The sequence below is a fragment of the Variovorax paradoxus NBRC 15149 genome (genome assembly GCF_001591365.1).
GTDB lineage: Bacteria > Pseudomonadota > Gammaproteobacteria > Burkholderiales > Burkholderiaceae_C > Variovorax > Variovorax paradoxus.
The window spans coordinates 142,587-160,430 of record NZ_BCUT01000008.1 but is presented as its reverse complement, the minus strand read 5'-3'; the positions used below and the strand labels follow the sequence as shown (position 1 = coordinate 160,430).

Here is a 17,844-nt window from a genome sequence, read left to right as displayed (position 1 = left end):
TGCGTGAGCGCCGATACCCGCCTGCTGCCGCTGATCGCCAACCGGGACCTCGATGCACCGCTGGCCTGGCGCGCCGGCGTGCCGGTGAGCACGCGCCAGTTCCTGGCCGACGTGGCCCGCTTCGCGCCGCTGCTGCCGGCCGAGGGCCGGGCCGTCAATCTCTGTGTCGACCGCTATGCGTTTGCGGTCGGCCTGGCCGCTGCGCTGGTGCGCGGCCATGCGAGCCTGCTGCCGCCCGACGCGCGGCCCGACACGCTCGCGCGCCTGCTCGAATCCGGCGGCTCGAATCTTTTCGCGCTGACCGATGACGCCGCGCTCGCCACGCCCGGCATGCCGCGCCTGCTGGTCGAATACCGCGGCGGCTCCGAAGGCGATGCGGGCCTCGAGCTTCCGGCCATCGACGGCGCCATGCACGCGGTGAGCCTGCTGACCTCCGGCTCCACCGGCGCACCGCAGCCGCATGCCAAGCGCTGGGACACGCTGGTCGGCGATGTCGCGGTAGCGGTGGAGCGGCTCTCCAGCCTGCTCGGCCTGCCGTCGCTGGCCGGCCTGACGCTGGTGGCGACCGTGCCCGTGCAGCACAGCTACGGGCTGGAATCATCGGCGCTGCTGGCCATGCTCGGCGGCGCCGCGTTCGACAGCGGACGGCCGTTCTTTCCAGCCGACGTGGCCAAGACGCTGGCTTCGGTGCCACGCCCCCGCGCACTGGTCACCACGCCTTTCCACCTGAAGACGCTGCTGCTCTCGGGCATCGAGCTGCCGCCGGTCGACCTGGTGCTTTCCGCCACCGCGCCGCTCTCGCCGCAGCTCGCGGCCCAGGCCGAGCAGGCGCTCGGCGGCGTGCTGATCGAGATCTACGGCAGCACCGAGTCCGGCCAGGTCGCCACCCGCCGCACCACGCAGAGCGAAGTCTGGGAGACCTTCGGAGATATCCGCGTGCACGCCCAGCCAGGGGAGGGCGACAGGGCCGAGCGCTTTATCTTCAGCGGCGACTTCCTGCCCGAGCCCACGCCGATGGCCGACGTGCTCGAGCTGCTCGACGCACGGCGCTTCCGGCTGTTGGGCCGCGCCAACGACCTGATCCATGTCGCGGGCCGGCGCAGCTCGCTCGCGCACTTGAACTACCACCTCAACAGCATCGCGGGCGTCGAGGACGGCGCGTTCTGGCTGCCCGACGAAGTGGCCGACGGCGTGGTGCGTCCGGTGGCCTTCGTGGTCGCGCCCACGCTCTCGGCCGGCCAGATCATTGCCGCGCTTCGCCAGCGGCTGGAGCCGGTGTTCGTGCCGCGCCGCGTGGTGCAGGTGAAGGCCTTTCCGCGCGAAGGCACCGGCAAGCTCACGGCGCGCGCGCTGCGCGAATTCGCGCTCGCGCAGCTGGCAGAAGACGACACGCCGGTGCAGCTGGCCCATGCGGTGCCGGTCGACCATCCGGCATTCGCGGGCCACTTCCCCGGCCAGCCGCTGCTGCCCGGTGCGCTGATATTGGCCGAGGTCCTGGAAGCCGTGCAGCGCGTGCCCGCGCTGGCCGCCCGGCTGGGTGCCCATCCCACGCTCGCGGCCGCCAAGTTCCTGGCGCCCGTGCGGCCGGGCAGCATGCTCTCCATCGAGCTGCAGCCCGAGTCCGGCGCCGCGCGCGGCGTGCGCTTCGACGTGCGCTGCGACGGCGTGCTGGCTGTCACCGGCCGCTGGGCCGCCGTGCCAGAGTCTGCGTGATGGATCACACCGACGCCGAGACGCGCGCCGTGAAAGACGCGGCGCAGGCAGGCCAGCGCGGCGACTGGGCGCACACCCCCGAGCGCAGCAACATGCTGGCGCTGCGCTTCATCTGCCTGATGGCACTGGTGTGCGGGCGCCGCATCACGCGCCTGCTGCTGCCGCCGATCAGCCTGTACTTCCTGCTGTTCGCACCCGCGCCGCGGCGCCACATCAAGCGCTACCTGTTCAGGGCCATCGGCCCGCACGCCGGCTGGCTCGACGGCTACCGCCTGCTGCATGCCTTTGCCTCGACGGTGCTCGACCGCGTGTACTTCCTGCGCGGGCGCATGGACCTGTTCGACGTGAGGGTCGAGGGCAACCAGGCGCTCGAAGCCGAGGCGCTGAAGGGGCGCGGCGCCTTCCTGCTCGGCGCGCACGTCGGCAGCTTCGAGGCCATGGGCGCCTGCAAGCACAACAGCCTGCACAAGCACGAGCTGCGGCTGGCGATGCTGATGTATCCCGACAACGCGCAGCGCATCACGGCCATCCTCAACGCCATCAGCCTGCCCGGGCTGCGGCCGCACGTGATTGCGCTGGGCCGCCCGCATTCGATGCTCGCGCTGCGCGACTGGCTCGACGGCGGCGGCCTGGGCGGCATGCTGGTCGACCGCACCCTGCCGGGCAGCGAGAACCAGCCCGCGCAGCAGCGCGGCAACAACATCGTGCTGCCGTTCCTCGGCCATCCGGCCAGCTTCGACGACGGCCCGTTTCGCCTGGCCGCGCTGCTGCGGCGCAAGGTGTTCTTCATGGCCGGCCTCTACGGCGGCGGGGCGCGCTACGATGTCCGGTTCGACCTGCTGGCCGACTTCAGCGAGCGGGCGCCCGACCCCGCCGAGCGGGAACGCCGCATCCGCGCGGCGGTCGAAGCCTACGTGGCGCGCCTGGATGCCCTGTGCCGCGCCTATCCCTACAACTGGTTCAACTTTCATGATTTCTGGCTCGAAGATTCGGTTTGACTGGCTTTGCAGGAGCCTGCTGCTGGCACTGGCCTTCTGCGCCGCGCCGGCGTGGGCCTTCGACCTGCCCGACCTGATGGTGCTGCTTGCCAAGCAGAAGAGCGGCGAGGCCCGCTTCACCGAGCAGCGTTTCGTGCACGGCCTCGAAGGCCCGCTCGATGCGCGCGGCACGCTGAGCTTCGATGCGCCCGACAAGCTGGTGCGGCGCACCTTGTCGCCGCGCGTGGAAACCATGGCGGTCGAAGGCAACACGCTGACGCTGTCGCGCGGCGGCCGCAACCGCACGCTGACGCTCGACAGCATGCCCGAGCTGCTCGGCCTGGTCGAAGCCATGCGCGGCACGCTGACCGGCGATGGCGCCACGCTGCAGCGCTATTTCCGCAGCACGGTGAGCGGTTCGGCCGCCAACTGGACGCTCGACCTCCTGCCGGCCGACAGCCGGCTCGCGGCGCAGGTGCGCAGCATCCGCATCAGCGGCCGTGCCGGCGAGGTGCTGGGCCTCGAAATGGAGTTCGTCGGCGGCGACCGCTCGGTGATGAGCATCACGCCCGAGCGCCCGGGCGCCGCTGGACGCACCACGCCGTGAAGGCGCGCGAGACCGGGGAGCGCGGCCCGCCGGGCTGGCAGCGCCGGGCGCTGGTGCTGCTGGTCTGGGCGCTGGTGCTGCTCAGCGGCGCGCTGCAGATCGCGCGCACGCAGTTCAGCGCCGACCTTTCCGCCTTCCTGCCCAAGAGCCCCGACGCGCGGCAGCAGGTGCTCATCGAGCAGCTGCAAAGCGGCGTGGCCTCGCGCACGCTGATGCTCGGCATCGAGGGCGGCGCGAGTGCCGAGCAGCGCGCGGCCGTATCGCGCGCCGTGGCCAAGTCCATGCGCGAGAGCCGGCTCTTCGACCTGATCCAGAACGGCGACACCGGCGACTGGAGCGAGGCCGGCACCTGGGTCTTCGCGCACCGCTACCAGCTTTCGCCGGGCGTCCGGCCCGAGCATTTCACCGCCGAAGGCCTGCGCGACGCGATCTACGAAACGCTGTCGATGCTCGGCACGCCGGCCGGCAACGCGATCAAGCCCTTGCTCGACCGCGATCCCACCGGCGAGACCCAGCGCATTGCCGTCGAGCTGACGCCGGCCAGTGCACCGCGCAGCGAAGACGGCGTCTGGATGTCGCGCAGCGCGCCGCGCGCGCTCATGATCGCCACCACGCGTGCGGCGGGCAGCGATCTCGACGCCCAGGCGCAAACCATTGCAAGCGTGCACGCGGCCTTCGATGCCGCCACGCGCGGCATGGAAGAGGCCGCTCGGCCGAAGCTGCTGCTGAGCGGCCCGCCCGTGTTCTCGGTGCTGAGCCGCGACAAGATCAAGACCGAAGCGATCCACCTCGCGATCGTGGGCGGCATCGTGATGGGCGGCCTGCTGCTGCTGGCCTTCGCGTCGCCGCGCGCGCTGGTCATCGCGTTCCTGCCCGTGGCCACCGGCGTGGTGGTGGGGACCGCGGCCGTCAGCGTGGTGTTCGGCTCGGTGCACGGCATGACGCTGGGCTTTGGCAGCACGCTGATCGGAGAGACCGTCGACTACGCCATCTACTACCTGATCCAGGCGCGCGGCGCGGCCGTGGCCGGCACCGGCTGGGCGCGCTGGCGCGATATGCATTGGCCCACCGTGCGGCTCGGTCTGCTGACCTCGGTGTGCGGCTTCGCGGCGCTGGTGTTCTCGGGATTCCCGGGCCTGGCGCAGCTGGGCGTGTTCTCCATCGCAGGGCTCGTGGCCGCGGCACTGGCCACGCGCTACGCACTGCCGATGCTCGCGCCCGATGGCGCCACCGGCATGGGCATGCGCCGCTACATGGCGCGTGCGGCCGGCGTGCTCGTGCGCGGCCTGCCGCACCTGCGCTGGGTGCTGGCGGGGCTCGGCGTGGCTGCGCTGGTGCTGGTCATCTGGCAGGGCGGCCATCTGTGGCGCGCCGACCTCGGCGCCATGAGCCCGGTGCCCAAGTCGGCCCAGCAGCTCGACGAGATGCTGCGCGCCGACATCGGCACCGGCGACGGCGGCACGCTGGTCGTGGTCTACGGCGCCGATGAAGAAACCGCACTGCGCAACACCGAAGCCGCCACCGCGCGGCTCGAAGCCCTGGTCGACAAGGGCGAGCTCGGCGGCTTCGAGGCCGTGACGCGCGTGCTGCCGAGCATCGCGACGCAGTCGGCCCGGCTCGCGAGCCTGCCCGACGGCGAGACGCTGCGCAGCCGGCTGGCCGAAGCCACCCAAGGCTCGCCGCTGCCGGCCTCGCGCCTCGGCCCTTTCCTGGCTGATGTCGAAGCCGCGCGCAAGCTCGCGCCCGTGCGGCGCGCCGACCTGGCGGGCGGGCCGCTCGGCTCGGTCGTCAACACGCTCATGTACCAGCGCCCGGGCGGCGGCTGGTCGACGCTGGTGGTGCTGCACCCCGGGGCAAAGTTCGACGCGCGCCGGCTCGAAGCGGCGCTGGCGGGCGTGCCCGAGGTGCAGGTGGTCGACGTGGGCCGCGAACTCGCGGGGCTCTATCAGCGCTACCTGCACGAGGCCTTCGTGCAGGTGCTGCTCGGCGCGCTGGCGGTGGTGGTGCTGCTCGGCATCTACCTGCGCTCGGGCCGGCGGCTGCTCGCGGTGTGCCAGCCGCTGCTGTTCGCGGTGGTGCTCACGCTGGGCGGCATGGCCGTGCTCCAGGTGCCGCTGGGCATCCTGCACCTGGTGGGGCTGCTGCTGATCGTGGCGGTGGGCTCCAACTACGCGTTGTTCTTCGACCAGCTGCGCGTGGCCGGGCGGGCCGACGAGGACACGCTGGCGTCGCTGATGCTGGCCAACCTCACCACGGTGGTGTCTTTCGGGCTGATCGCGATCTCGGACATTCCGGCGCTGTCGTCGATCGGCCGCGTGGTGGCGCCGGGCGCCTTGCTGGCGCTGCTGCTGTCGGCCGCGTTCGCGCGCCGCGTGGCGCCCACGCCGCCCGCCGCGCGCGGCTGATGGGAAAATCCCGCGCCATGCCGTCCGCCTCTGCCGCTCCGTCCGAATCCTGGCCCTGGCCGCTTGCCATTCGCGCCAGCGCGGCCTGGCACGTGGCGGCCATCGGCGCCGGCGCGCTGGTGCCGGGCGCCATGCCCTGGGCCATTGGCGCCATCGTGCTGAACCATGCGCTGATCACCGGCGCGGGACTCACGCCGCGCAGCAGCCTGCTGGGCCCCAATGTCACGCGCCTGCCCGCGGCGGCCGCTGCCCGGCGCCAGGTGGCCATCACCATCGACGACGGGCCCGACCCCGAGGTCACGCCCCGCGTGCTCGACCTGCTCGACGCGCACGGCCAGCGCGCCACCTTCTTCTGCATTGCCGAGCGCGTGCTGGCCCACCCGGCGCTGGCGCGCGAGATCGTGGCGCGGGGCCACAGCATCCAGAACCACACCGCGCGGCACCGGCACAATTTTTCGTTCCTCGGGCCGCGCGGCTTTGCGAGCGAGATCGCGCGCGCGCAGGACATCCTGGCCGACACCACCGGCCAGCGCCCGACCTGCTTCCGCGCGCCGGCGGGCCTGCGCAATCCGTTCCTCGAGCCGGTGCTGCACCGGCTCGGCCTGTCGCTCGTGAGCTGGACGCGCCGCGGCTTCGACACGCGCGAAGGCGATCCCGCCAAGGTCATGGCGCGCCTGGACCGCAAGCTGCAGGCGCGCGACATCCTGCTCCTGCACGACGGCAACGCCGCGCGCACCCCTTTGGGAAACCCTGTATTGCTGGAGGTACTGCCCTTGCTTTTCGAACGCCTGCGCGCCGAGCGCCTGCACGCCGTCACCCTGCCGGAAGGCCTTGAACCATGAGCGCGGTGCTGCCTTCTTCTTCGTCGTCGTCTTCTTCCACCGATGCCGCCTGGCGCGAGCTGCATGAGGCCGCCACCGTTCCCTACAAGAAGGGCGGCAGCTTCGCCTGGCATTTCGCGCGCGGCAAGCTGGGGCGCGATCCGGTGTTCCGCGGGCTGCTCGAACGCGGGCTGATCGATGCAGCTCACCGGCGCGTGGTCGACATCGGCTGCGGGCAGGGGCTCTTCGCGAGCCTGCTCGCGTCGATGAGCCGCATGCAGGCGCACGGCCGCTGGCCCTCGTCGTGGAAGCCCACGCCGCCGGCCGCCGACTACACCGGCATCGAGCTGATGCCCAAGGACGTGGCGCGCGCCGAGGCTTCCATCGGGCACCTGCAGCCGGCGCCGCGGCTGGTCTGCGCCGACATGTGCTCGGTGCCGCTGCCCGAATGCGACCTGGTCGTGATCCTCGACGTGCTGCACTACGTGGGCATCGACGCGCAGGACGGCGTCCTGCGGCGGGTGCACGACGCGCTTCGGCGCGGCGGCAGTGCGAACGCCCGGCTGCTGCTGCGCGTGGGCGATGCATCGAGCAAGCGCGGCTTTGCCATCAGCCAGTGGGTCGACCGCACCGTGACGCGCGTCCGCGGCCACAAGGTGTCGCCCACCTGGGGCCGTCCACTGTCCGACTGGGTGGCGGCGCTGCAGCGGCTGGACTTTCGCGTCCAGAGCATTCCGATGAGCAAGGGAACGCCCTTTGCCAACGTGCTGCTGGTGGCCGACCTGGAGCATCGGGCGTGACCACGGCGCCGCAGACGCTCGACCGCGCCGGCATTGCCAAGCGCATTCCGCACAGCGGCAGCATGTGCCTGCTCGACCGGCTCGAACGCTGGGACGCCGAGTCCATCCACTGCAGCACCCGCACGCATGCGCAGCCCGACAATCCCTTGCGAACGACGGGCGGCCTGCTTGTACCCAATGCCATTGAATACGCGGCGCAAGCGATGGCGCTGCACGGCGGTTTGCTGGCTGCCGAGGGAAGCTCGCCGTCGGCCGGATTCCTGGCGAGTGCGCGCAGCGTGCGCCTGTCGGTGGCGCGGCTCGACGACATCGACGGTGCGCTGCAGGTGCAGGCGCGGCGCCTGTCGGGCGACACCCACCAGATCCTCTACGAATTCGCGGTGAGCGACAGCGGCGCCCGCGTGCTGGCCGAAGGCCGCGCGGTGGTGGTGCTGAACACGCCGCTGGCAACCGGAGCCCACGCACCATGACGCTCGAAGGAAAACGCGCACTCATCACCGGCGCCAGCGGTGCCCTGGGCGCTGCCATGGCCGAGCGCCTCGCGCGCGACGGTGCCACGGTGCTGCTGCACGCCAACTCGCGGCCCGAAGCGGTGGAGCAATTGGCAGCCACCATCGCGGCCGCGGGCGGCAAGGCCGAGTGCCACGTGTTCGACCTGCGCAGCGACGAGGCCTGCCGCGTGGCCTGCGAGCGCATGCTCGAAGGCGGGCCGGTCCAGATCGTGGTCAACAACGCGGGCGTGCACGACGACGCCGTGCTGCCCGGCATGCGCGCCGACCAGTGGCACAAGGTCATCGACGTCTCGCTCAACGGATTCTTCCGCGTGACGCAGCCCTTGCTGCTGCCGATGATGCGCACGCGCTGGGGCCGCGTGCTCAATATCTCGTCGGTCTCGGCGCTGACCGGCAACCGCGGGCAGGTCAACTACGCCGCCGCCAAGGGTGCGCTCAACAGCGCGACCAAGGCGCTGTCACTCGAAGTGGCCTCGCGCGGCGTCACGGTCAACGCCATTGCGCCCGGCATCATCGCCTCGCCCATGGCCGATGCCGCCTTCGACCCCGCCATGGTCAACCAGATGGTGCCGATGAAGCGCGCCGGAACGCCGCAGGAAGTGGCGGCGCTGGCTTCATTCCTCGCCAGCGACGAAGCGGCCTACATCACCGGGCAGGTAATTTCGATCAATGGCGGAATGATCTGAGTTTGACTGCCGGGGCGCGGCGATGGGGGTTGAGCCGCTGGGCGACCGACGTCACCGGCCGCTCCGCGGCTTCCCTGCGCTGCTCGCGTCAGGCGGGGTCTCGCAGAACTCGCTCCACTGCGTTTCGCTCAGACAGCTGCGAGCCCTGATCCGCCTGTCGCTGCGCTGCTCGGCGGTGCCTCGACGGCCACCCAGCGGCTCAACCCCCATCGCCGGGAAGCACCGCCGTTGGTTCTCCTCACTTCGAGGCCGCATTTGCGTCTTGCTCCCTCTCCCTCCGGGAGAGGGCTGGGGTGAGGGCAGCGGCATCAACGTCACGGCAACTGCCCGGCAGGCGGTGCGGTGTGGACGGCCCCTCTGTGCCGCCGAAACGCGAGCACCGCAGGGCAGCCGCGAAGCGGCCGGCATAGTGGGGCCGACCGCGCCGCACCGCTTGCCGGGCACTCCCCAATAACGAGCAAACGCTATTTCTGAAACGGTGGAACCCCGCGCAGCTTGCGGAAAACCAGCCCAGGCAGCCGCACCACGAACTCGACCATCAACCGCGCGTGCATCCACGTCAGCAGCACGTTGTCGCGCCCGTAGCGAAAGTGCGAGACCCCGCCTTCCTCGGCGCTCAGGTACTTCACCGGCGCGTCGATGTTCACGGGCTTGACGCCGCGCCAGGCCAGCCGCACGACGGCCTCGGTGTCGAAGTCGAAGCGCCGCATCCAGGGCTGCCGCGCCATCACGGCGATCAGGTCGGCCACCGGGTACACGCGGAATCCGTAGAGCGAATCGCCGACGCCGGCAAACAGGGTCTCGAGCTGGGTCCAGCCATTGGACACGCGCCGTCCGCGCACGCGCAGCAGCGGGGCGGAGGCATCGAACACCGGACGGCCCAGCACCATGGTCTCGGGCCGCGCCTGCGATGCCTTCATGAAGGCGGGAATCAGGTCGGCCGGGTGCTGGCCATCCGAATCCATGGTCAGCGCATGCGTGAAGCCGGCCTCGCGCGCCGCGCGCAGGCCATGCAGCACGGCCGCGCCCTTGCCCTGGTTCTGCGGCAGCAGCCAGACCCGCAGGCCCGGGTCGCCGGCAGCCATCTGCTGCAGGCGCTCGCCGGTGCCGTCGGTGCTGCCGTCCACCACCACCCAGACCGGGCTCCACTGCGCGCGTGCCGCTTCGACCGTGGAGAACAGGCGTTCGCCCGTGTTGTAGCTGGGGATCAGGACAAGGTGTGTGCGCGAGGCGTCTGGCATGCGGGGGACGCGTCGGTTGCGCGCTGTTCCATGTGTTGGCGAAAGTATTGTTCCAGCTCCGATTGCAGCACGTGGCTGTCCTGCATGGGCGCGAAGCGCTGGCCCAGCCGGAGCCTGAAGACGATGGGCAGCGGCGGCACGCGCCACAGCGGCCAGCCCTTGCTGAGGTAGGGCGAGTCGGTCTCGATGAACACGGTCTGGATCGGGGCCTGCGCGAGCTTGGCGATCAGCGTCACGCCGGGGCCGAAGGGATTGAGCGGCGGCGTCACGGTGCGCGTGCCTTCCGGAAAGATCACCAGCTGGCCGCCATTGCGCAGGTCGGCCACGGCCAGGCGCACCATGGTGCGGGCCGACTCGTTGCTGATGTAGCGCGCCAGCCGTGCGCCCGCGCCCAGGAAGATGTTGCGCAGCAGGTCGGCCTTCATGATGCAGGCGCTGCGCGGCAGCCGCGCCACCAGCAGCAGCGCGTCGAGCATGGTCGGGTGGTTGGCCACGAAGATCACGCCCGGCTCGTTGCGCATCGGGTCGAGGCAGCTGGCGTCGATGCGCATCATCCCGGTCACCGAGGCCAGGCCCCAGAACATGCGGTAGGCGAAGGCGATGGTCAGGCGGCCCAGCGCGCGCGCGGGCGCCTCGGGCATCACCGGGTAGAGCAGCATCGCGACGAGGTTCCAGGCCAGCGAAATCAGCCCCAGGAACAGCAGCAGCGCGTAGAGCATCAACGCAAGCGGAATGGCCGTGAGAATGCGCAGCACGCGGGTCATCGACATGGGGTCGCCGGTTCGATCGATCGCGCCGGGTCAGGCCCGCAGGCGACCCGGTGCGACGGCGTGGGCTTCGATCTCGACCAGCAGGTCGCTGCGGCAGATGTCCGCTTCCAGGTAGACCGCGTGGCGGATCATCGGCGCGTCGGCGCCGAGCGCGCTCTCGAGCACACCGCGCACCTTGTCGGTATCCCCCGGATGCCGCACGTAGACCACGCAGTCGAGCATGGAGAGCGCGAAGCTGGCCGTGGCCTGGCCGTTGGCGGCCGCGATCACGGCTTCGAGGTTGCGCAGCGTTTCGCGCGTCTGCTCCAGCACGTCGCCATGGTGCACGGTTTCATGGCCCACGATGCTCGCGGTGCCCGATATGAAAAGCGCCACCTCGCCATTGCCGATCTCGGCCAGCGCGGCGCGCGAGAAGGTGGGCGAGCGCGGGCCGTAGGTTTCGGGGTAACGGTAGGCCGAGACCTGGCGCGGGTTCTCGACCGGCACGGGCGCGGTCTGGCCGGCCAGGAAGCGGATCGACAGCGCACCCTGGTGGATGCCCAGCGCACATGCCGCGGGCGCGCCCTCGAAGGCGGCGCGGCCGGCCTCGAAAAACGCTTCCTGGCGCCCGAGGTTGAACTGGCGGTAGCGCTCCAGCCCGCCGCCGTCGGCATTGATCTGCGGCAGGTAGTTCCAGATGCGCAGCAGGTGCGGCGTGCCGGCCTGGTCGAGGGTCTTGAACAGGTCGCGGTAGGCGCGGTGCGAGAGCTCGGCAAGATCCTGCTTCTCGACCGATTCGTCGAGGTCGATGGCGCCGAGCAGCCAGTGTCCGTCGCTGCGCCAGCGGGCGATGCCGGTGGTGCTCGATGCAACCTGCCCGCCGCTCACGTGCCACACGTCCGCCATGGCGCCTTGTTCGGAAAGAACGCGTGCATTGACGGTCGGCATCCATGCCAGTTCATGCGGCGTGCCATAGCCGAGCGCCGCAAAAGGCGCGCGGCCGTTGGCGGCCAGCGCAAGGCTGGCGGGCAGCGAAAGGCGCTCGACGCGCAAGGAGGAGGTGTTTTCGCCCTGGACTTGCACGGTCAGCCGGCCTCGACGGTGTTTTCTGGTTTGCGCGCCATGTATTCGGAGAACACGCCAAGGCTCGCGTGGCGGCGCACGTCGGTGAAGCCCGCGGCGCGCAGTGCCTCGAGCACGCGCTCGGGCGGAATGCAGGCCTCGATGGTGTCCCAGTAATAGCGCCACAACTCGGAAGTGTTGCTGCGGCGGCCGACCACGCGCGCGATCAGCGGCACCACGGCGCGCATGTAGGCCTTGAGCAGCGCGGTGGCGATGCGGCCGTTCGGCTTGGTGATCTCGAGCACCACCAGGCGCCCGCCGGGGCGCAGCACGCGGTGGAACTCGCCGAAGGCGGCCGCCACGTCGCTGATGTGGCGCATGGCGTAACCCATGCTCACGAAATCGCAGCTGGCATCCGGCCGCGGCAGCGCTTCCGCCACGCCCTGGACCAGCTCGACGCCGGGCAGGTCGACCTGTTCCATCATGCCCTCGCTGGGATCGACGCCCACGAGCCGGCCCCCCGGGCCGATGATCCTGAGCGCCTCGCGGGCGACCAGCCCGGTGCCGATGCCGACGTCGAGCACCTGCGCGCCCGCAGCGAGCCCGGCCTGCGAGAGGGCAGCGCGGCGGTACGACGGGCCGGTGCCGAAGGCCAGCACGCTTTCGATGCGGTCGTAGTCGGCGGCGGTGCTGTCGAAGATGCGCCGCAGGAACGCCTGGTGCTCCGCCTCGTTCCTGTAGTACAGCGGCAATGGGGTGTGCGGCGGCAGGATGGTCGGATTCCCGGGCCCGACGGAAGGCGATGGCGTCATCGAAGGATTATCACCAAAAGACCTTGCCGCTTTGGCGCTGGCGCGCCGGCCGTTGTGCGCGCCGGACAGTAAACTCGGAGCTTGCTTTTGAAAACACAAGACAGCGAGATAGAAAGCCATGGCCGGACACAGCAAATGGGCGAACATTCAGCACCGCAAGGGCCGCCAGGACGAGAAGCGCGGCAAGCTCTGGACCCGCGCCATCCGTGAAATCACCGTGGCTGCCCGCGCCGGCGGGGGCGACCTCAGCGCCAACCCGCGGCTGCGGCTGGCGGTCGAGAAGGCCAAGGCGGTCAACCTGCCGATCGACACCGTCAAGCGCAACATCGACAAGGCCACCGGCAACCTCGAAGGCGTCAATTACGAAGAAATTCGTTACGAAGGGTACGGCATCGGCGGCGCGGCGATCATCGTCGACACCATGACCGACAACCGCGTGCGCACCGTGGCCGAAGTGCGCCACGCCTTCTCCAAGCATGGCGGCAACATGGGCACCGAAGGCTCGGTCGCCTTCCAGTTCAAGCACTGCGGCCAGATCATCTTCGCGCCAGGCACCAATGAAGACAAGGTGATGGAAGCCGCGCTCGAAGCCGGCGCCGAGGACGTGGTCACCGACGACGACGGCGCCATCGAGGTGATCACCGCCGTCGCTGACTTCGAAGCCGTCAAGAATGCGCTCGAAGCCGCCGGCCTCAAGCCCGAGGTGGCCGAGGTCACCATGCGCGCCGAAAACACGATCGAACTGACCGGCGAGGACGCAGCCAGGATGCAGAAGCTGCTCGATGTGCTCGAAGACCTGGACGACGTCCAGGAGGTCTATCACAACGCCGCGCTCTCCGAATGAATGAACATTGATCCACAGCGAATGAAGAAGGCCCACGAATGAAGGTACTGGTAATTGGAGGAGGGGGCCGGGAGCACGCACTGGCGTGGCGGCTGGCGCAGGCCAGCCGGGTCAGCCGCGTGTACGTGGCGCCGGGCAACGGCGGCACCGTGAGCGACGAGCGCTACGACTGCATCGACATCACCGAGCCCGCCGCGCTGCGCGAGTGGGCTGCCAAGGAAAAGATCGCGCTCACCGTCGTCGGCCCCGAGGCGCCGCTGGCAGCGGGCGTGGTCGACGAATTCCGCGCGCACGGCCTGCGCATCTTCGGCCCCACGCAGGCCGCCGCGCAGCTCGAGAGCTCCAAGGCCTTCTCCAAGGCCTTCATGAAGCGCCACAAGATTCCCACCGCCGAGTACGAGGCCTTCACCGATGCCGCGGCGGCGCACGCCTACATCGACGCCAAGGGCGCGCCGATCGTCGTCAAGGCCGACGGCCTGGCCGCCGGCAAGGGCGTGGTGGTGGCCATGACCGCGCAGGAGGCGCACGAGGCGGTCGACTTCATGCTGGTCGACAACAAGTTCGGCGTCTCGCACAACGACGGCGGCGCGCGCGTCGTCATCGAGGAATTCCTGCAGGGCGAGGAAGCCAGCTTCATCGTGCTGTGCGACGGCAAGAACGTGACCGCGCTGGCCACCAGCCAGGACCACAAGCGCCTGCTCGACAACGACGAAGGCCCCAACACCGGCGGCATGGGCGCCTACTCGCCCGCGCCCGTGGTCACGGCCGAGGTGCATGCGCGCGCAATGCGCGAAATCATCCTGCCGACCATCCGCGGCATGGAAAAGGACGGCATCCCGTACACCGGCTTCCTCTACGCCGGCCTCATGATCGACGCCACCGGCCATCCCAAGACGCTCGAGTTCAACTGCCGCATGGGCGACCCCGAGACGCAGCCGATCATGATGCGGCTCAAGTCCGACCTGTTCGAGGTGTTCTGGCATGCCACCGACGGCACGCTCGACCAGGTCGAGCTGCAGTGGGACCGGCGCGTGGCACTGGGCGTGGTGATGGCGGCGCACGGCTATCCGCTCTCGCCGCGCAAGGGCGACCGCATCACCGGCATTCCGCCCGAGGCGCCCGATGCCGTGGTGTTCCACGCGGGCACCACCCAGCAGGACGGCGAGCTCAAGACCAGCGGCGGCCGCGTGCTGTGCGTGACCGTGCTGGCCGACAGCGTGAAGCTCGCGCAGCAGCGGGCCTACGAGGTTGCCGCGCGCATCGGCTTCGACGGCGCGCAATACCGCAAGGACATCGGACACCGCGCGGTCCACGCGCGCAACACCCCGCACGCCTGATGCAACAGACCAACCCGGCAGCGGTCGGCGACTACCTGCGCAAGCTGCAGCAGGAGATCGTCGCGGCCGTCGAGGCGGCCGATGGCGGTACCTGCGTGCGCGATGCCTGGCAAAAGGAGCCCGGCGAGGCGCTGCAGGGCAGCGGCCTCACCTGCATTCTGGAAGGCGGCGCGCTGTTCGAGCGCGCGGGCTGCGGCTTCTCGCAGGTGCGCGGCCCCAGGCTGCCGCCTTCGGCCACGCAGAACCGGCCCGAGCTCGCGGGCGCGCCCTTCGAGGCCATGGGCGTTTCGCTGGTGTTCCATCCGCGCAGTCCCTACGTGCCCATCGTCCACATGAACGTGCGCATGCTGGCCGCGCTGCCCGAGGGCAAGGACCCGGTGTGCTGGTTCGGCGGCGGCATGGACCTCACGCCCTGCTATGGCTTCGAGGACGACGCGGTTCACTTCCACACCGTGTGCCGCGATGCGCTGGCCGCCTTCGGCGAAGACAAGTACCCGCGCTTCAAGACCTGGTGCGACGAGTATTTCTTCCTCAAGCACCGCAACGAGCAGCGCGGCATCGGCGGCATCTTCTTCGACGACTTCGCCGAAGGCGGATTCGACAACGGCTTTGCCTTGCTGCGCTCGGTGGGCAATGCCTTCCTGCCGGCCTACCTGCCCATCATCGAGCGGCGCCGCGCCATGCCCTGGGGCGAGCGCGAGCGGGCGTTCCAGCTGTACCGGCGCGGGCGCTACGTGGAGTTCAACCTCGTGTGGGACCGCGGCACGCACTTCGGGCTGCAGTCGGGCGGGCGCACCGAATCGATCCTGCTGTCGATGCCGCCGCTGGCCAGCTGGGCCTATCAGCAGCAGCCGGAGCCGGGCAGCCCCGAAGCCGCGCTGTACAGCGACTTCATCGTGCGGCGCGACTGGTTGTGAATCCTTCCGGCACGGCCCCGCGCATCGGCATCTTCGGCGGCGCCTTCGATCCGCCGCACAACGCCCATGTCGCGCTGGCCGAGGCCGCATTGGCGCAGCTCGACCTCGCCGAATTGCACGTTGTTCCCACGGGCCAGGCCTGGCACAAGAGCAGGGCGCTGACGCCGAAGGAAGATCGCCTGGCAATGGCCCGCCTGGCTTTCGGCGGATTGAAGGGCACGGTCGTCATCGACAGCCGCGAAGTGTTGCGCGACGGCCCCACCTACACGCTCGACACCCTGCATGAATTGCAGCAGGAACAGCCCGGCGCCCAGCTCGTTCTGATTATGGGCGCCGACCAGGCCGGCGCATTGCCGACATGGCACGGCTGGCAGGCTATACTCGGCATTGCTATTGTTTCTGTAGCGTATCGCGCATTATCGACGGGCGGCACTGCTCGTTTTGATCCGAAGATGCTGCCCGGCCTGCCGGCTGGCGCGCGTTTCGAGGCGCTCGAATTGCCGGCCATGGACACCAGCGCCACCGACATCCGGCGGCGTGCGGCGCTTGGCGAGGACATTTCCTCGCTGGTTCCGTCCGCCGTTGCACGCTATATTGACCAACACCACCTTTACCGCCCTGCCTGATGACCACTGAAGCCGCCGCCAAGAAAGACACCCAGAAACTCCAGCGAGCCATCATCGATGGTCTCGAAGACGTCAAGGCGCAGGACATCCAGGTTTTCGATACCGAGCATCTCTCACCGCTGTTCGAGCGCGTGATCGTGGCTTCGGGCACCTCCAACCGGCAGACCAAGGCGCTGGCCGCCAGCGTGCGCGATGCCGTGCGCGAAGCCGGCTTCGGCAAGCCGCGCATCGAGGGCGAGGACAACGGCGAGTGGATCATCGTGGACTGCGGCGCCGCCGTCGCGCACATCATGCAGCCGGCCATCCGCCAGTACTACCACCTCGAGGAGATCTGGGGCGACAAGCCGGTGCGCGCCAAGCTCGGCGGCACCAAGCCGGCCCTTGCCACCGCCTCCAAGGTGATCGAGGAGAAGAAGCCGGTCGCGGCCAAGATGCCCAACCTGCGGCGCGCGAGCGCGGCCAAGACCGCCATCCGCGCGGCCGAGCAGGAAGCCAAGGCCGAGAAGGCCAGCCGGAGCCCGGCAAAGAAGACCGCTGCCAAGAAGGCGCCGGCCCGCAAGACCACGACCGCGCGCGTGCCGGTCAAGGTGGTCGGCAAACCCGCCGCCAAGAAACCTGCGGCAAAGAAGGCGCCGGCCAAGAAGGCGCCTGCCCGCCGCGCATGAAGCTGCTGGTGGTCGCCGTCGGGCAGCGCATGCCCGACTGGGCGCAGACTGCCTGGGACGACTACGCCAAGCGCTTCCCGCCCGAGCTCAAGCTCGAACTGCGCGCCGTCAAGACCGAACCCCGCGGCTCCAAGTCGCTCGAGACGCTCTATGCGGCCGAGCGCGAACGCATCGAGGGTGCCATTGCCAAGGGCATGCGCATCGTCGCGCTCGACGAGCGCGGCACCGCACTCACCACCAAGGCCCTGGCCGCGCGCCTGCAGGCCTGGCAAGGCGAGGGCGACGACGTGGCCCTGGTGATCGGCGGCCCCGACGGCCTCGACCCCGCCTTCAAGGCCGCAGCCCACGAACGCATCCGCCTGTCCGACCTGACCCTGCCGCATGCGATGGCGCGCGTGCTGCTCGTGGAGCAGCTGTACCGGGCCTGGTCGGTCAACGCGGGCCATCCGTACCACCGGGAATGAGCACCGGCTTCATCTATCTTGCATCGCAGAGCCCGCGCCGCGCCCAGTTGCTCGGCCAGTTCGGCGTCCGCCACGAACTGCTGCTGGCCGGTGCCGACGAAGACGCCGAATCGCTCGAAGCGGTGCTGCCCGGTGAATCGCCGACCGCCTACGTGCAGCGCGTGACGGGCCTGAAGCTCGATGCGGCGGTCGCGCGGCGCCAGCGCCTCGGACTCGCCGATGCACCGGTGCTTTGCGCCGACACCACCGTGGCCCTCGGCCGCACCATCCTCGGCAAGCCCGAGGATGCGCGCGATGCCGAGCGCATGCTCGCGCTCTTGTCGGGTGCCACGCACCGCGTGCTGACGGCCGTGGCGCTGCAGCATGGGCGCCGGCGCCATGCGGCGCTCAGCGTGTCGCGCGTGCGCTTCGCCGCCATGACCCGCAAGCAGATCGCGCGCTATGCCGCCAGCGGCGAGCCGCTCGGCAAGGCCGGCGCCTATGCGATCCAGGGTGCGGCGGCCGCATACATCGAGCACATCAGCGGGTCCTATTCGGGCATCATGGGACTCCCGATGTTCGAGACCGCGCAGCTTCTTCGCCGCGCCGGTTTCATTATTTAAGACC

19 protein-coding genes are annotated in these 17,844 nt (G+C 70.1%); 15 read left to right on the top strand and 4 right to left on the bottom strand.

Translation table 11 applies throughout. The annotated features are described in order from the left end of the window. Positions 1 to 3: 3 nt before the first annotated feature. From VPA02S_RS29720 to fabG, 8 genes are read left to right on the top strand one after another with little or no spacing between them, the layout of a single operon-like run. Entirely contained in the window at positions 4 to 1,713 is a 1,710-nt protein-coding gene (locus tag VPA02S_RS29720) for an ApeI family dehydratase (RefSeq protein WP_062367068.1), read from the top strand. After that, positions 1,713 to 2,711, top strand: a complete 999-nt coding sequence (locus VPA02S_RS29715; protein WP_012747779.1) for a lysophospholipid acyltransferase family protein — start codon at positions 1,713 to 1,715, stop codon at positions 2,709 to 2,711. The genes VPA02S_RS29720 and VPA02S_RS29715 overlap by 1 nt, the downstream gene beginning before the upstream one ends. After that, positions 2,683 to 3,297 carry a LolA-related protein gene (locus VPA02S_RS29710; protein ID WP_012747780.1) on the top strand — a complete coding sequence of 205 codons (615 nt, stop codon included), beginning with the start codon at positions 2,683 to 2,685 and terminating at the stop codon, positions 3,295 to 3,297. The genes VPA02S_RS29715 and VPA02S_RS29710 overlap by 29 nt, the downstream gene beginning before the upstream one ends. Next, a complete protein-coding gene (locus VPA02S_RS29705; RefSeq protein WP_062367066.1) occupies positions 3,294 to 5,702 on the top strand; it encodes an MMPL family transporter in 2,409 nt (802 codons plus the stop codon). The genes VPA02S_RS29710 and VPA02S_RS29705 overlap by 4 nt, the downstream gene beginning before the upstream one ends. Then, positions 5,702 to 6,544, top strand: coding sequence for a polysaccharide deacetylase family protein (locus tag VPA02S_RS29700; RefSeq protein ID WP_012747782.1), 843 nt, complete (start codon positions 5,702 to 5,704; stop codon positions 6,542 to 6,544). Before VPA02S_RS29705 ends, VPA02S_RS29700 begins: the two co-directional genes overlap by 1 nt. Further along, positions 6,541 to 7,323, top strand: coding sequence for a class I SAM-dependent methyltransferase (locus VPA02S_RS29695; protein ID WP_012747783.1), 783 nt, complete (start codon positions 6,541 to 6,543; stop codon positions 7,321 to 7,323). The genes VPA02S_RS29700 and VPA02S_RS29695 overlap by 4 nt, the downstream gene beginning before the upstream one ends. Continuing rightward, positions 7,320 to 7,793, top strand: coding sequence for a hotdog family protein (locus VPA02S_RS29690; protein ID WP_062367063.1), 474 nt, complete (start codon positions 7,320 to 7,322; stop codon positions 7,791 to 7,793). Before VPA02S_RS29695 ends, VPA02S_RS29690 begins: the two co-directional genes overlap by 4 nt. Then, a complete protein-coding gene (fabG, locus tag VPA02S_RS29685) occupies positions 7,790 to 8,521 on the top strand; it encodes a 3-oxoacyl-ACP reductase FabG (protein WP_062367061.1) in 732 nt (243 codons plus the stop codon). Before VPA02S_RS29690 ends, fabG begins: the two co-directional genes overlap by 4 nt. A 464-nt stretch (positions 8,522 to 8,985) precedes the next feature. Here fabG and VPA02S_RS29680 read toward each other — a convergent pair whose 3' ends face one another. Genes VPA02S_RS29680 through VPA02S_RS29665 form a run of 4 tightly spaced genes read right to left on the bottom strand, consistent with a single transcriptional unit; the run spans position 8,986 to position 12,385 of the window. Beyond that, positions 8,986 to 9,762: a glycosyltransferase family 2 protein gene (locus VPA02S_RS29680; RefSeq protein ID WP_062367059.1), complete on the bottom strand. Its 777-nt coding sequence runs from the start codon at positions 9,760 to 9,762 to the stop codon at positions 8,986 to 8,988. Next, positions 9,729 to 10,532, bottom strand: a complete 804-nt coding sequence (locus VPA02S_RS29675; RefSeq protein ID WP_244883806.1) for a lysophospholipid acyltransferase family protein — start codon at positions 10,530 to 10,532, stop codon at positions 9,729 to 9,731. The genes VPA02S_RS29680 and VPA02S_RS29675 overlap by 34 nt, the downstream gene beginning before the upstream one ends. 30 nt (positions 10,533 to 10,562) lie before the next feature. After that, positions 10,563 to 11,594, bottom strand: coding sequence for a chorismate transformation FkbO/Hyg5 family protein (locus VPA02S_RS29670; protein ID WP_062367058.1), 1,032 nt, complete (start codon positions 11,592 to 11,594; stop codon positions 10,563 to 10,565). Positions 11,595 to 11,596: 2 nt separating this feature from the next. Then, positions 11,597 to 12,385 (bottom strand): class I SAM-dependent methyltransferase, encoded by a 789-nt coding sequence (locus VPA02S_RS29665; protein ID WP_062367056.1) that lies wholly within the window; start codon positions 12,383 to 12,385, stop codon positions 11,597 to 11,599. Positions 12,386 to 12,503: 118 nt separating this feature from the next. On the opposite strand from VPA02S_RS29665, the gene VPA02S_RS29660 reads away from it, so the two are divergent. The 7 genes from VPA02S_RS29660 to VPA02S_RS29630 are packed head-to-tail and all read left to right on the top strand — an operon-like array spanning position 12,504 to position 17,840. After that, on the top strand, positions 12,504 to 13,229 hold the full coding sequence (locus tag VPA02S_RS29660; RefSeq protein WP_012747790.1) for a YebC/PmpR family DNA-binding transcriptional regulator: 726 nt from the start codon (positions 12,504 to 12,506) through the stop codon (positions 13,227 to 13,229). A gap of 38 nt (positions 13,230 to 13,267) precedes the next feature. Next, positions 13,268 to 14,566, top strand: coding sequence for a phosphoribosylamine--glycine ligase (gene purD / locus VPA02S_RS29655; protein WP_012747791.1), 1,299 nt, complete (start codon positions 13,268 to 13,270; stop codon positions 14,564 to 14,566). Beyond that, positions 14,566 to 15,483: an oxygen-dependent coproporphyrinogen oxidase gene (gene hemF, locus VPA02S_RS29650; RefSeq protein ID WP_062367054.1), complete on the top strand. Its 918-nt coding sequence runs from the start codon at positions 14,566 to 14,568 to the stop codon at positions 15,481 to 15,483. Before purD ends, hemF begins: the two co-directional genes overlap by 1 nt. Next, complete coding sequence (gene nadD / locus VPA02S_RS29645) at positions 15,480 to 16,109, top strand: nicotinate (nicotinamide) nucleotide adenylyltransferase (protein WP_062367051.1); 630 nt, start codon at positions 15,480 to 15,482, stop codon at positions 16,107 to 16,109. The genes hemF and nadD overlap by 4 nt, the downstream gene beginning before the upstream one ends. Then, on the top strand, positions 16,109 to 16,774 hold the full coding sequence (gene rsfS / locus VPA02S_RS29640) for a ribosome silencing factor (protein WP_062367049.1): 666 nt from the start codon (positions 16,109 to 16,111) through the stop codon (positions 16,772 to 16,774). The genes nadD and rsfS overlap by 1 nt, the downstream gene beginning before the upstream one ends. Beyond that, the gene (rlmH, locus tag VPA02S_RS29635; protein WP_062367047.1) at positions 16,771 to 17,238 is read left to right on the top strand and encodes a 23S rRNA (pseudouridine(1915)-N(3))-methyltransferase RlmH; all 468 of its coding nucleotides are present in this window, start codon (positions 16,771 to 16,773) and stop codon (positions 17,236 to 17,238) included. The genes rsfS and rlmH overlap by 4 nt, the downstream gene beginning before the upstream one ends. Beyond that, positions 17,235 to 17,840, top strand: a complete 606-nt coding sequence (locus VPA02S_RS29630; RefSeq protein WP_062367045.1) for a Maf family protein — start codon at positions 17,235 to 17,237, stop codon at positions 17,838 to 17,840. The genes rlmH and VPA02S_RS29630 overlap by 4 nt, the downstream gene beginning before the upstream one ends. The last annotated feature ends 4 nt before the right edge of the window (positions 17,841 to 17,844 follow it).